At 70.8% G+C, this 12,810-nt stretch carries 11 protein-coding genes; 2 read left to right on the top strand and 9 right to left on the bottom strand.

Annotation, left to right across the window (positions count from 1 at the left end):
• Nucleotides 1–64: 64 nt before the first annotated feature.
• The 9 genes from ACFW1I_RS08225 to ACFW1I_RS08185 are packed head-to-tail and all read right to left on the bottom strand — an operon-like array spanning nucleotide 65 to nucleotide 9,754.
• Nucleotides 65–1,537 (bottom strand): non-reducing end alpha-L-arabinofuranosidase family hydrolase, encoded by a 1,473-nt coding sequence (locus ACFW1I_RS08225; RefSeq protein ID WP_384667362.1) that lies wholly within the window; start codon nucleotides 1,535–1,537, stop codon nucleotides 65–67.
• The gene (locus tag ACFW1I_RS08220; RefSeq protein WP_384667535.1) at nucleotides 1,537–2,274 is read right to left on the bottom strand and encodes a cupin domain-containing protein; all 738 of its coding nucleotides are present in this window, start codon (nucleotides 2,272–2,274) and stop codon (nucleotides 1,537–1,539) included. The genes ACFW1I_RS08225 and ACFW1I_RS08220 overlap by 1 nt, the downstream gene beginning before the upstream one ends.
• On the bottom strand, nucleotides 2,271–3,131 hold the full coding sequence (locus ACFW1I_RS08215; RefSeq protein WP_384667360.1) for a PmoA family protein: 861 nt from the start codon (nucleotides 3,129–3,131) through the stop codon (nucleotides 2,271–2,273). Before ACFW1I_RS08215 ends, ACFW1I_RS08220 begins: the two co-directional genes overlap by 4 nt.
• Nucleotides 3,128–4,174, bottom strand: coding sequence for a Gfo/Idh/MocA family protein (locus ACFW1I_RS08210; protein WP_384667357.1), 1,047 nt, complete (start codon nucleotides 4,172–4,174; stop codon nucleotides 3,128–3,130). Before ACFW1I_RS08210 ends, ACFW1I_RS08215 begins: the two co-directional genes overlap by 4 nt.
• Complete coding sequence (locus ACFW1I_RS08205) at nucleotides 4,171–5,211, bottom strand: endo-1,4-beta-xylanase (protein WP_384667354.1); 1,041 nt, start codon at nucleotides 5,209–5,211, stop codon at nucleotides 4,171–4,173. The genes ACFW1I_RS08210 and ACFW1I_RS08205 overlap by 4 nt, the downstream gene beginning before the upstream one ends.
• 25 nt (nucleotides 5,212–5,236) lie before the next feature.
• The gene (locus ACFW1I_RS08200) at nucleotides 5,237–6,622 is read right to left on the bottom strand and encodes a glycoside hydrolase (RefSeq protein ID WP_384667351.1); all 1,386 of its coding nucleotides are present in this window, start codon (nucleotides 6,620–6,622) and stop codon (nucleotides 5,237–5,239) included.
• 30 nt (nucleotides 6,623–6,652) lie between these two features.
• Nucleotides 6,653–7,483 carry a carbohydrate ABC transporter permease gene (locus ACFW1I_RS08195; protein WP_384667349.1) on the bottom strand — a complete coding sequence of 277 codons (831 nt, stop codon included), beginning with the start codon at nucleotides 7,481–7,483 and terminating at the stop codon, nucleotides 6,653–6,655.
• Nucleotides 7,480–8,451: a carbohydrate ABC transporter permease gene (locus ACFW1I_RS08190; protein WP_384667534.1), complete on the bottom strand. Its 972-nt coding sequence runs from the start codon at nucleotides 8,449–8,451 to the stop codon at nucleotides 7,480–7,482. The genes ACFW1I_RS08195 and ACFW1I_RS08190 overlap by 4 nt, the downstream gene beginning before the upstream one ends.
• A gap of 13 nt (nucleotides 8,452–8,464) precedes the next feature.
• Entirely contained in the window at nucleotides 8,465–9,754 is a 1,290-nt protein-coding gene (locus ACFW1I_RS08185; RefSeq protein WP_384667347.1) for an extracellular solute-binding protein, read from the bottom strand.
• A gap of 233 nt (nucleotides 9,755–9,987) precedes the next feature.
• On the opposite strand from ACFW1I_RS08185, the gene ACFW1I_RS08180 reads away from it, so the two are divergent.
• Nucleotides 9,988–11,001 (top strand): LacI family DNA-binding transcriptional regulator, encoded by a 1,014-nt coding sequence (locus ACFW1I_RS08180; RefSeq protein WP_384667344.1) that lies wholly within the window; start codon nucleotides 9,988–9,990, stop codon nucleotides 10,999–11,001.
• A 218-nt stretch (nucleotides 11,002–11,219) separates the two neighbouring features.
• Nucleotides 11,220–12,683 (top strand): glycoside hydrolase family 43 protein, encoded by a 1,464-nt coding sequence (locus ACFW1I_RS08175; protein WP_384667343.1) that lies wholly within the window; start codon nucleotides 11,220–11,222, stop codon nucleotides 12,681–12,683.
• Nucleotides 12,684–12,810: the final 127 nt, after the last annotated feature.

The following is a 12,810-nucleotide window of genomic DNA, read 5'->3' as shown; positions in this document are numbered from 1 at the left end:
CGCGCCGCCGCGCGGGGCGCGCGGGGCGGGGGCGGGCGGCGCCCGCCCCGGCCCCCGGACGGCGTCAGCGCTGCTGCGTCAGCAGACCCGGACGGTACGGCCACTGGCCGTAGTCGCCGCCGGAGTTGGGGTCGCGTCCCTGGTAGAGGAAGCGCAGGTTGCAGGGGTCGACCGTGAAGGTCTGGTCGGCACTGACCCGGATCAGTTCACCGTGGCTGATGTCGTTGGTCCAGGTGGCGCCGCTGTTGGCCTTGCCGGCGAAGGGGTTGCTCTCGGTCGCGGCCTGGGGCGTCCAGGAACCGTTCAGGCTGGTGGCCGTGAACGAGCGGAAGTACCGGCCCTGCGAGCCGATCGCCTCGACGATCATGAGGTAGCGGTCCTGGCCCTGGAGCTTGTAGACCTGGGGCGCCTCGAAGAGGTTGTTCGTCGTGTCGCTCATGACCGTCGTGTACGAGGAGCCGAAGCTGCCCGGGAAGTTCCCGATCGGCATGCTCGCCCGGTAGATCTTGCCGTTGTCGCCGGCGAAGAACAGGTACATGTTCGTGCCGTCGGCGATGAGCGTCTGGTCGATCGGACCCGTTCCGGACTCGGCGATGGATCCGGAGAAGAGCTCCTGCTCCGCCGACCAGCCGTTCGGGTTGGTCGGGTCGGTGGACGTCCGGTAGGAGAAGGCGGTCCTGCCCCACTGGTAGGCGAGCACCCAGATGTTCTTCGGCGCGAAGTAGAAGAGCGTGGGCGCGACGACGGACGTCGACATCGTGTTCTGGCTCGCCGAGGACATCTGCGACCAGTCGGTGAACGGGGTGAAGTTCATCGAGCCCCACGCCTGTCCCGTTCCGGCGGCACCGTGCGTCGTCGCGTAGACGACGTGCTTGCCGTTGTACGGGGCGACGGTGAAGTCCTTGAGCGAGGCCCATCCCGACTTGGGCTGCGCCAGCGCGCCCGTCGACGACCAGCGGTACGTCGAGGGGAGGGCGCAGGTGCCGGGGGTGCCGCCGGAGACCTTGACGAGCTGCCACTGCTGGTTGGCGCCGCCCCAGTCGTCGTACTGGACGACGTTCGCGCCGTCGGCGGTGGAGGCGCCCTGGACTTCGAGGGCCTTGCCGCTGTGGCGGGCGACGAGCCTGACGTGGCCGTCCGCGCTGTCGGCGAGCCGCCACTGCTGGTTGGTGCCGTTCAGGTCGGTCCACTGGACGACCGCGCCGCCGTTGGCGGTGGACAGGTTGTGGACGTCCAGGACCTTGCCGGAGTGGCGGGACTTGACGCGGTAGTAGCCGTCGCCGGAGGCGACGAACTGCCACTGCTGCTGGTTCTGGTCGTTCCTGGTCCACTGGGTGATGCGGGCGCCGTCGCCGGTCGCCAGGTTGTAGACGTCCAGGGCCTTGCCGCTGTTGCGGTTGACCAGCACGTACCAGGCGTTGGTGTCGACGGTCGCCGCGGCGGCGGGCGGGGCGGTCAGGAGGGAGGCCCCGAGCAGCAGGGACGACAGGACCGCGAGCACGAGGCTCAGGACCAGGGGTGGACGGCGGAATCTCATCAGGAGTGCTCCTTCGGGGGGTGGGGTGGATCCGACGGGCCGTGCTCGGGGCGCGCCGGCAGGGCGGTGACGGGATAGGGGTGGAGGAGGCCGCACATGCCGAAGAGCGGGTCCTCCGGGCGCTCCAACCGCGACACGGCGCCGTGGTCGAGGTGGGAGAGGTCTCCGGTCCTCAGCGATGCCAGCTGGCCGCCGGTCGCGAGGGTGGCCGCCAGCGGGCCGTCGCGCCAGCGGATCCACCAGGCGTCGAGGAGGTCCTTCTTCAGGCGGTGGGCCGCGGCGTGGAACTCCGCCAGCCCGCCGTCGCGCAGGGCCAGGAAGCCCTGGAGCGCCAGGTCGCGGCGGCGGCGCGCCGCGGTGGCGTGGTCGCCGGTCAGGGCGGCCGCCGCCCGGTAGGCGTCCGGATCGGCGAGGACGGGCGCGGGGAAGGTGAAGACGGCGTCGCCGGCCTCGGGGAGCCCGCTGTTCTGCATGAGCACCACGAGGCGCAGGCCGCCGGCGTTGACGAGGCGGTGGATCGTTCCGGGGGTGAACCAGACGACGTCGCCGGGGCGCAGCGGGGTGTCCGCGTAGCCGCCGGTGGTGAGGGTCTGGACGCTGCCCGTGCCCTCGATGACGACGTACGCCTCCGAGCAGACGAGGTGCATGTGGGGGGTGCCCCCGCACAGCCCGTCGGCGGCCTCCCAGTCGTACACGGTCAGTCCCGAGACGCCCACGCCGCCGGGGAGCGGTGTCACCACGGGTGCTCCATGACGTGGCGGGACAGCCGCTCGGGGGTCCACGCTCCGTCGGCCACGACGATCCGGTAGCGGCGCGACAGGGTGTCGCCCGGGGCCAGCGGCAGCTCCTGGTCGAAGGCCAGCGAGGGGTTGACGGCGGGGATGGGCTCGCTGCGGACGAACCAGCGGCCGGGGGCGTCCGGATCGTCCAGGAACAGGAGCGTGGAGGCGCGGTCGACCTCGTCGTGGGTGCCGACGAAGGCCAGCCAGTCGCCCTTCTCGCCCATCGCGGGGCCGATCAGGCCGCCGCCGGTGAAGGCGCGGGGGCCGCGCCAGAACAGGCCGGTGTAGCCGGCGAGTTCTCTCCCCTGTGTGCCGGGGCTGCCGAACGTCAGGGGGGTGTCGTGGACGTTCGTGAGCGCGGTGGTGACCTCCAGGGTCCAGGAGTCGGTCCCGACGTCGCACGCGGTCAGCGTGCGGCGCTCGTCGATCCAGTGCTCCCCGGCCATGGTGTGCCAGGCCAGGTCCTCGGTGACGACGGCGCGGCCGTGGCCGGTGTCGGCGGACAGGGCGAGGCTGCGCATGGTGCCGAGGTTCGGCAGGTCGACGTAGCCGCGCCCGCGCAGGTAGGTGCCGCCGCCCCAGAAGTTCTGGCCCGACACCCAGGACGCCGTGAGCTGGATGCCCTTGTGCCAGCGGTGGTCGTGCGGCCGGTAGCCGGTGACCACGTCGCCGGCGAGCGTGCGCACCGGATGCAGGTAGGGCTTCGGGGCCTCGAAGGGGTCCATGACGGGCCGGTGCACGTAGCGGAAGAGGTCGACGCCGCGGGTGCGGACGGTCAGCGCGTCCTCGCCCTCCAGGAGTTCGAACGTCATCGGAACACCTCCGGGCGCCCTCCGTTGAGCGATCCGTAGAACGGGTCGGTCGCGTCGATCTCTCCGCGCCGGACCGGCAGGCCGGTGATCGCGGCCTTGTACAGGGCGGTGACCAGTTCCATGGTCGTCCTGCCGAGGTCGGGCCGGATGCCCGCCTCGTAGCCGTCGAGGAAGGCGGCGAGCTGGGCAGTATGCGAGCTGGGCAGGTCGTCCGGCGGCTCCCACGTCGCGCCGGGCGACCTGGCGGTGAACGTCCAGTCGGCGTTGGAGTAGCCGTACAGATGCCGTAGTTCGACCGTGGCGTCGGTGAGGTCGAACCGCAGGTAGCTCTCCTCGCGCGGGGAGAGGACGCTGTTGACGACCGTGGCGATGGCGCCGTTGTCGAACCGGACCAGGGCCGCGGACACGTCCTCGGTCTGGACGTCGCGGTCGAGGCGGCCGGCCATGGCGCGGACCTCGGCCCACGGTCCGAGCACCTCCAGCATCAGGTCCATCTGGTGGATGCCGTGGCCCAGGGTCGGGCCGCCGCCTTCGCTGCGCCAGGTGCCGCGCCAGGGCACGTCGTAGTAGGCGTCGTCGCGGTACCACGCCGTGGCGCACTGCGCGACGAGGGGACGGCCGAGGGCGCCGGTCGCGATCCGGTCGCGCAGGTACCGGGCTCCCGAGCCGTACCGGTGCTGGAACACCGCGCCCGCGACGGCGGGGCCCTCGGCGGCCTGGATCCGGTCGAGCTCGGCCAGCGACAGGCCCACCGGCTTCTCGCACCACACCCACGCCCCGGCCTCCAGGCAGGCCACGGCCTGTTCGGCGTGCAGGAACGGCGGCGTGCACAGGTGCACGACGTCCGGGCGCTGCTCCCGGAGCATGGTCCGCAGGTCGGTGTGGACGGCGGGGATGCCGTGCTCGGCCGCGAACGTCTCGGCGCGCAGGGCGTCCACGTCGACGGCGGCCACGATCTCGGTGCGGTGCGCCTGTGCCCGGAGGGCGGGGACGTGGCAGATGCCGGCGATCCCGCCCGTCCCGACGATCGCCGTCCGGATCATCCGCCCAGCACCTTCCGGAGGGCGTGGTAGGCGGGCTTGGGCGCCAGGTTCTCGTCGTAGGGCAGTGCGGCGCCCTCGTCGGGGAAGACCCCGGGGATCCACGAGTACTTGTCCGTGTAGTCCCAGACGGTGACGCCGACGCACTTCTCGACCTCCAGGCACGCCTTGACGTAGTCGGCGTACCAGGTGGCCTGGGTGGCGAGCTTCTCCGGGGTGGCCGGGAGCTCCATCCGGATGTCGAGCTCGGTGATCGCGACCTCGACGCCGAGGTCGGCGAAGCGCTGGATGTTCTCCTTCACGCCGGCGGGGAAGCCGTACTGGAGCGCCAGGTGGCCCTGGAGGCCGAAGCCCTCCACCGGGACGCCGTCGGCCTTCAGCTGCTTGATCAGGCGGTAGTAGGCGTCGCTCTTGGCGTTGACGCCGTCGACGTTGTAGTCGTTGAGGTAGAGCTTGGCGTGCGGGTCGGCCTCGTGGGCCCAGCGCAGGGCGTCGGCGATGTAGCCGGGGCCGAGGGTCTTGTAGAAGATCGACTCGCGGTAGGTGCCGTCCTCGTTGAACGCCTCGTTGACGACGTCCCAGTGGATGACCTTGCCCTTGTAGTGCCGGGCCACGGTCTGGACGTGGTTCTTGAGGACGGGGCGCAGCTCCTCGGCGGTCCAGGTGCGGTCGGTGAGCCAGGCGGGGAGCTGGCTGTGCCAGACGAGGGTGTGGCCGCGGACCTTCTGGTGGTGGTCCTTGGCGAAGGCCATGACCTCGTCGCCGGCGGTGAAGTCGAAGACGCCGGGCTCGGGCTCGGTGGCGTACCACTTCATGGCGTTGCCGGGGGTGGTCTGGCCGAATTCGCTGCCGAGGAGCTTCAGGTAGGCGGCGTCGGTGAACTCGGGGTTGTCGGTGGCGGAGCCGAAGTACTTGTGGTGCTTCTTGGCGAGTTCGGCGAGCGTACGGGGTCGGGGCTCGGCGCTCGCGGGGGCGGCGGCGAGGCCGGCCGCGACGCAGACGGCGGCGGACAGGGCGATGAGATGCCGGGTCAGGGGCATGACGACTCCTGGGGTGGGTGGCGGTTCAGTCGAGGACGATGGTGGTGAGGGCGCGCGGGGCGAGCCGGGCGGTGAGGGTGGTGCCGTGCGTCGAGACGACGTCGGCCGGGGTGATCGAGCGGGTCCGGTCGGTGAGGTAGGCGTCGGGGTGCCGGTCGTGTCCGCCGCGCAGGGTGAAGGCGGCGGAGGTCTCGGTGGTCGCGGTGTTGAGGATCTCGATGACGCGGGTGCCGTCGGTGTTGCGGAAGGCCGTGACCTGGAGTGCCGGGTCGGGGTGCGTGACCGGCACGCGGACGGCGCCGGGGCGGATGAACCGGCTGAAGGCGGCCAGCGCCCAGTAGCGCTTGGACACCCGGTAGTCGTCGCCGGGGTTGGCGAGCTGGATGAGGCCCCGGGTCGCGCCGAGGGACGCGCCGGTCCAGTAGACGTAGGCGTTGGCGTTGCCGGTGGTCAGGGTGGTCTGGATGTCGGCCGCGACGGTGAGGCCGTCGTAGCCGCTGCCGTCGTCCCAGTTCTCGTTCCAGGTGGTGCCGTCCGGCGACCATTCCGACATCCACACGTGCTTGTCGGTGGGCTGCGGGACCGTGGTCGGGCCGCTGTAGCGGTGGCCGGTGACGGTCCGCACCGCCCGGTCGGCGGCGGGATCGGCCTCGATGGCCTCGGTGTAGGCGACCTGCCGGTCCCAGCCGGCGGCGTCGCAGCAGACCAGTTCCGTCTTCAGTCCGGAGGCGCGGACGGTCGGTCCGAGCACCTTGAGGAAGTCGACGGCCTGCTGCGGGGTGAAGCGCATCGAGGCGTAGGTCGCCGTCCAGTCGGGTTCGTTGGTGAAGCCCAGGTCGGTGATCTTGATGCCCTCCCGCTGGTAGAACTTCGCGTACTGGACGAGGTAGTTCGCGTATGCCTGTCGCCATTCGGGGCGTAGTTCGCCGCCGTCGTTCTCGCTGCCGTTGGTCTTCATGAAGGCCGGCGCGCTCCAGGCGTCGGCGAAGAACCGTTTCACGCCGTACGCCTTGGCCTCCTTGGCGAGCCAGACCTGGCCGCCGTCCCAGCCGTCCCAGACGTACGTGGGGGTGGCCTCCGGTCCGCCGGGATCGGTCGGCAGGATCGTCGGCATGTGGTCGTAGACCCGGTCGGTCGACGAGCCGATGCCGAGGCGCAGGATGGACAGTCCGGCGCCCTTCTCCTTGCTGAGCAGCAGGTCGAGGACCTCGCGCCGCTTGGCCGGGCTGAGGCCGCGCGCTCCGTGCAGCAGGTCGGCCCGCTGGAAGGCCATGGAGAAGCCGAATCCGTCGATGGGCTGGAGCGCGGCGCGGAAGTCGATGGCGGGACGCGCGGGCGGGGCGGGGTCGGCCGCGGCCTGCGTTGTTAGCGCTAACAATATGACGGCCGTCAGGGCGGTCAGACGTTTCACGAGGTCTCCTCGGAGGACAGGGGGGACGGGTCAGCCCTTGGTGGCGCCCGCGGTGAGGCCGCCGATCAGCTGCCGTTCGGCGACGGCGTAGAAGGCGAGAGCGGGGACCATGGCGAGCACGATGTAGGCCAGGACGAGCGCGTAGTCGGTCGAGTACTGGCCCTGGAACTGCTGGACGCCGACGGGGATCGTCTGCCACTTCGGGTCGTTGAACACCAGCAGCGGCAGGAAGAAGTTGTTCCAGCTCGCGACGATGGCCAGGACCGAGACCGTGCCCAGGGCCGGCCGCGCCATCGGCAGCAGGATCTTCCAGAAGAAGCGGAACTTGCCGCAGCCGTCCATGATGGCGGCCTCCTCGACCTCCGCCGGGATGGTCCGGAAGAAGCCGCGCAGGATGATGATCGTCATCGGGAGCCCGAAGGCCGCCTGCGGAAGGATCACGCCGAGCGGGTTGTCGAGCAGGCCGAAGGTGCGCAGCATCAGGAAGAGCGGCAGGACGGCCACCGCGAACGGGAACATCAGCCCGATCGTGAACAGTCCGTAGAACAACTCCCGGCCCCGGAAGGCGTAGCGGGCCAGGACGAACGCCGCCATCGCGGACGCCGCCACCGTGAAGAACGTCGTGCCGATCGCGATGCCCGCGCTGTTGGCGATCTGCCGCCAGAACATCCCGTCGCCGAGAATGCCCGTGTAGTTGCCGAACTTCCACTGCTCCGGCAGCCCGAACGGGTTGCTCGTGAGTTCGCCGGTGCTCTTGAACCCGGAGATCACCGCGTAGACGAGCGGTACGACGACGAACGCGCCGATCAGCCACACCACGGTGTGCAGCGACAGGCCGCGTGCCGTCCGGCGGGCGTTCACCGGGCACCTCCCGAGGTGACGGCACCGCTCAGGTCACGCCGGAGCACGTACCGCTGGTAGAAGAGGGAGAAGACCAGGCTGATCATGAACAGCACCACGCTGATGGCACTGGCGTAGCCGACCTGGTACCGCTTGAACCCGAACTGGAACATCGCGATCGCCATCGTCTCGGAGGAGTGGTTGGGCCCGCCCGCGGTCATGACCCAGACGAGGTCGAAGAGCTGGATGGATCCGATGACCGACAGGAAGACGCTGATCCGGATCGTCGGCCCGAGCAGCGGCAGCGTCACGTGCCGGAAGCGCTGCCAGGCGCCGGCGCCGTCGATGGAGGCGGCCTCCAGGATCTCCGCCGGGATGCTCTGCAGTCCGGCGAGGAAGAGCATCATGTGGAAGCCGAAGTACTTCCAGATCATGACCACGAACAGGGTCGGCATCACCGTCGAGGGATCGGCGAGCCACTTGCCCTGCAGCCCCTCCAGGCCCAGGAGGCCGACGAGGTGGTCGGCCATGCCGGCGCCGGGCAGGAAGATCATCGTGAAGAGGACCGCCGTGACGACCTCGGACAGGATGTACGGGGCGAAGAACAGCATCCGGTAGACGGCCCGGCCGCGCAGCCGCTGGTTGAGCAGGACCGCGGTGAACAGCGCGAACGGCAGCTGCACCGTGACCGACAGGACGATCAGGTACAGCCCGCGGCCGAGATCGCCGAGGAAGACCTGGTCGTCGAAGAGCCTCGTGTAGTTCGCGAAGCCGACGAAGTCGTCCATCGGGCCGATCCCGCCCCATTTGAAGAAGCCGGTGAAGACGGCGACGACGATCGGGGCGAGGACGAAGACGAGGAAAAGGACCAGCGCCGGGACGAGGAACCAGGCGACGGCGGCCCAGTCACGCCACCCGCGCAGGAGCGACGTGGCCGGGGCGGGCGGGCGGCGCACCGGCACGACGTCCTCCGTCCGTTCCTTCGTCAGGGTGGAGGGGGAGCTAGGCACTCTTCGCAGCCTCGGTGATCGACGCGGTGACCTGCTCGGGCGTCTTCTTGCCCGCGATGAGGTCGGCGACGCTGTCGTTGACCTCCTGGCCGACCGCCGGCGGGTACGCCTGGTCGAGGAAGAGCTGGAAGCCGGTCGCCTTGACCAGGCTGTCGGCCACCACCTTCTTGTTGGTATCCATGAGCTGGCTCTCCGCGCCCTTGACCACCGGCAGGTAGCCGTTGGAGGCCAGCAGCTTGGACTCGTTCTCCAGGACGAAGAACTTCAGGAAGTCCAGCGCCTCCTTCGGGGCGCCCTTGCGCAGCGCGAACCCTCCGCCACCGCCGAACACCTCGGTGACCTGCCCGACACCGCCGTCGACCGTCGGGAAGGGGAAGAAGCCCAGGTCCGCTCCGAGGTCGGCGCCCGCGTCCTTCTGCACCGACGGCCCCCACTGCCCCATCAGCTCCATCGCGGCCTTGCCGTTGCCCATGGTCGCGGCCTGCCCGCCTGGGGTGGCGTAGCCGGCGCCCAGGAAGCCGGTCTGGAAGGGCTGGAGGTCGACCAGCTCCTTGAGGTGGACACCGGCCTGGACGAAGCCGGCACCGGTGAAGTCCTTGGTGGTGGCGGCCTGTTGCAGCGCGGGGAGGCCGGCGACGCGCATCGCGAGGTAGGCCCAGTAGTAGTGGCCCGGCCACTTCTCCTTGCCCGCGAGGGCGATCGGGGTGATGCCCGCCGCCTTGAGCTTCCGGACGTCGTCGAGGAGTTCGGCCCAGGTGGCCGGCGGGGTGGTGATCCCGGCCTCGGCGAAGAGCTTCTTGTTGTACCAGAAGCCGACCATGCCGATGTCGTAGGGCACTCCGTAGGTCCGGCCCTCGAACTGGTACGCCTGGAGCGAGACCGGGGTGAGCTCGGACGACCAGTCGAGGATGTCGGTGAGGTCCTCGACCAGCCCCGCGTCGACCTGCTGCCGCAGCACGCCGCCGCCCCAGGTCTGGAAGACGTCGGGAAGCTTGCCCGACGAAGTGGTGGCGGTGAGCTTGGACTTGAACGCCTCGTTCTCCAACGAGGTCGTGTTGATCACGATGTTCGGGTGAGCGGTCGTGAACGCCGTGGAAATCTGCGGGAAGAGGGACTTGCCGGGTTCCGTGGTGGCGATGTTCCACCAGGCGAAGGACACCTTGCCGTCGGCCGCGGGCGCGCCGCCGGATCCGTCGGCTCCGCAGGCGGTCAGGGAGACGGACAGGGCGGTCAAGCCCGTGAGCGCCAGGAAGCTTCGTCGGCTCGGGAGGGTGCTGGCCATGGGACCTCCGGGAGGGGGAATGCCGGGGCGAACGCGCCCGAAAACTTTTCGAAATACTCTCGAATTCTGCGCTGCCACAAACTAGGAACGTGAGGCTAATCGGTCAAGACCCCGCGTCAATTTATCTGCGGCCAAGGGTTGTTCGCAGGGTTGACAAGCAGGTCGGGGCGCCCGGAAACTCATCGAAAGTTTGCGATACCTGTCGGCCGAAGGCACCGCGCAGAGGAGAGAAGTTGAGCGAGCAGCGCCCGACCCTGGCCGTCATCGCCGCGGCGGCGGGGGTGTCCCAGGCCACCGTGTCCAAGGTGATCAACGGCCGCTCCGATGTCGCACCCTCGACGCGCGAACGGATCGAGGGCCTTTTGCAGACGCACAACTACCTGCCGCCCGGCCGGCTGGGCAGAGCGCGCAGATCGGGTCTCGTCGACCTGATCATCGGCGGTCTGGACAGCGCGTGGGCGGTGGAGATCCTGCGCGGCGTCGAGGCCGAGTGCGCCCATCGGACCGTCGGCACCGTGGTGTCGCTCGTCCCCCCGGGCGAGGCCACGCCGTCCAGTTGGACCGCGCTGCCGGCCCTGCACCGCAGCGACGGCGTCATCCTCGTCACCGCCTCGGTCACCCAGGCCCAGCGCGCCCAGGTCGAACGGGCCGGGGCGGCGCTGGTCGTCATCGACCCGGTCGACATGCCGGGGAACGGCGTGCCGAGCGTCGGAGCGACCAACTGGGCCGGCGGCCTCGCGGCCACCGAGCACCTGCTGGAGCTGGGTCACCGCCGGATCGCCACGATCGGCGGACGCAAGGAGATGCTCTGCAGCCAGGCCCGCATCGACGGCTACCGGGCCGCCCTGGAGCGGGCCGGCATCGAGGTCGACCGCGACCTGATCCGGTTCGGCGACTTCCAGCACGAGGGCGGCTTCCGGTGCGCCCAGGAGCTGCTCGCCCTGCCCGAGCCGCCGACGGCCGTCTTCGCCGGCAGCGACCAGCAGGCGATGGGCGTCTACGAAGCCGCCCGGCAGGCCGGTCTCAGCATCCCGCGGGACCTCAGCGTGGTCGGCTTCGACGACCTGCCGATGTGCGACTGGCTGTCACCGCCGCTGACCACGGTGCGTCAGCCGCTGGAGGAGATGGGCCGGGTCGCCGCGCGCACCCTGTTCCAACTGCTCGACGGCCAGCCGCTGGTCAGCCCCCGGATGGAGCTGTCGACCGAACTCAAGGTCCGGCTCTCCACCGCCCCGCCACGTCCCTAGGAGAACCCCTTGACCGACCCCTGGCACGCCCCGCCACCGCCCGCCCCCGTGCGCGACGCCTTCTCAACCGCCCCCGTACGCGGCTCCCTCACGCCCGCCCCCGTACGCGGCTCCCGCACGCCCTCGTCCGCCCGCGGCCCCCTGACTCCGCGCGCCGCCGTCCGTCCCCCGGCGGCCTGCCGGGCGTCGTCCGCGCCGGTCGACCGCGTGCCGGCTCCATGAGCGCCTCGTTCGCCGAACCCGTGCTGCCCGGGTTCCGGCCCGACCCGTCCGTCTGCCGGGTGGGGGCCGACTACTACCTGGTGACGTCCAGCTTCGAGTGGTTCCCGGGCCTTCCCGTCTTCCACAGCCGCGACCTGATCCACTGGCGGCGCCTCGGCTCCGCCCTCGACCGGCCGTCCCAGCTCGACCTCGACGGCTGCGGGCCCTCACGGGGCCTGTTCGCGCCGACGATCCGGCACCATGACGGGGTCTTCCATCTCGTCTGCACGCTGATGGACGGCCCCGGCCACTTCGTCGTCACGGCGACCGACCCGGCGGGGCCGTGGTCGGAGCCGTACTGGCTGGAGGGCGACGGTTTCGACCCGTCGCTGTTCTTCGACGACGGGCCGGAGGACGGGGACGGCCGGGCCTGGTTCACCGCCGCCCGCGTCCTGGACGAGGCCGCCGGGCGCACCGAGATCTGGATGCGCGAGTACCTTCCCCACGAGCGACGGCTCACCGGACCCGAGTACGTCCTGTGGTCGGGCAGCCGGCCGGGCGCCCGCTGGTCGGAGGCCCCACACCTCTACAAGGTCGGCGGCACCTACCTGCTGCTCACCGCGGAGGGCGGCACCGACGTGGACCACAGCGTCGTGGCCGCGCGGGCCGACCGGGTGACCGGCCCCTACCGGGGCTTCCCCGGCAACCCGGTCCTCCCTCCCGCCGAGGGCCCGGTCACCTGCACCGGGCACGCCGACCTCGTCCAGACCCCGTCCGGCGACTGGCGGGCCGTGCTCCTGGGCGTCCGGCCGGGCTCCGGCCTCGGCCGCGAGACCTTCCTCAGCGAGGTCACCTGGGACGACGGCCGGCCGGTCTTCTCCCCCGTCGGCCACACCGGGCCCCGCCGTGCCCTCCGCGACGACTTCACCGCCCTCTCCCCGGAGTGGAGCACCCTGCGCACCCCACGGACCCGGTTCTGGACCACCGGCGACGGGCTCCGTCTCCGGCTGCGCCCCGAACGCCTCGGCGAGCGCACCGCCCCCTCCCTCCTGGTCCGCCCCCAGGAGCAACCCGACTGCGACGTCTCCACCGAACTGCACTTCACCCCCGCCGCGCCGGGCGAAGAGGCCGGCCTCGCCGTCGTCCTCGACGACGACGCCCACCTCCTCCTCGTCCGCACCGCGAAGGGAGTCGTCCTCCGCCGCGGGTCCGAGGTCCTGGCCCGCGCTCCTCTCCCCCCGGGCCCGGTGCGTCTGGGGGCCCGCATCCGCGGCTTCCACCACACCTTCGCCTATGCGACGTCCGCCGGCGCCTGGCACGACCTGGCCACCGTCGCAGCCACCTTCCTCACCCCGCTGTTCACCGGCGTCCAGCTCGGCGTCTACGCCACGTCCCACGGCCGCCCGTCCACCGGCGAAGCCCGTTTCGCATGGTTCGACCTCGCGTATCCACACCGGGAGGAAAACGCCGGAAAGCAGTGACGCCCACGGGCGGAAGAAAGGACGTTTCCGGCCGGATCCCGGCTTTTCCGATCCGTTTGCCCGATTCCTCGGGCGACCAATACCTCAATGAAAACAGGCAGGCCAGAGGCGTCTCGCATCGAAATTC

This window comes from Streptomyces sp. NPDC058955 (genome assembly GCF_042741435.1).
Classification (GTDB): Bacteria; Actinomycetota; Actinomycetes; order Streptomycetales; family Streptomycetaceae; genus Streptomyces.
This window is presented reverse-complemented; position numbering and strand designations above follow the sequence as displayed.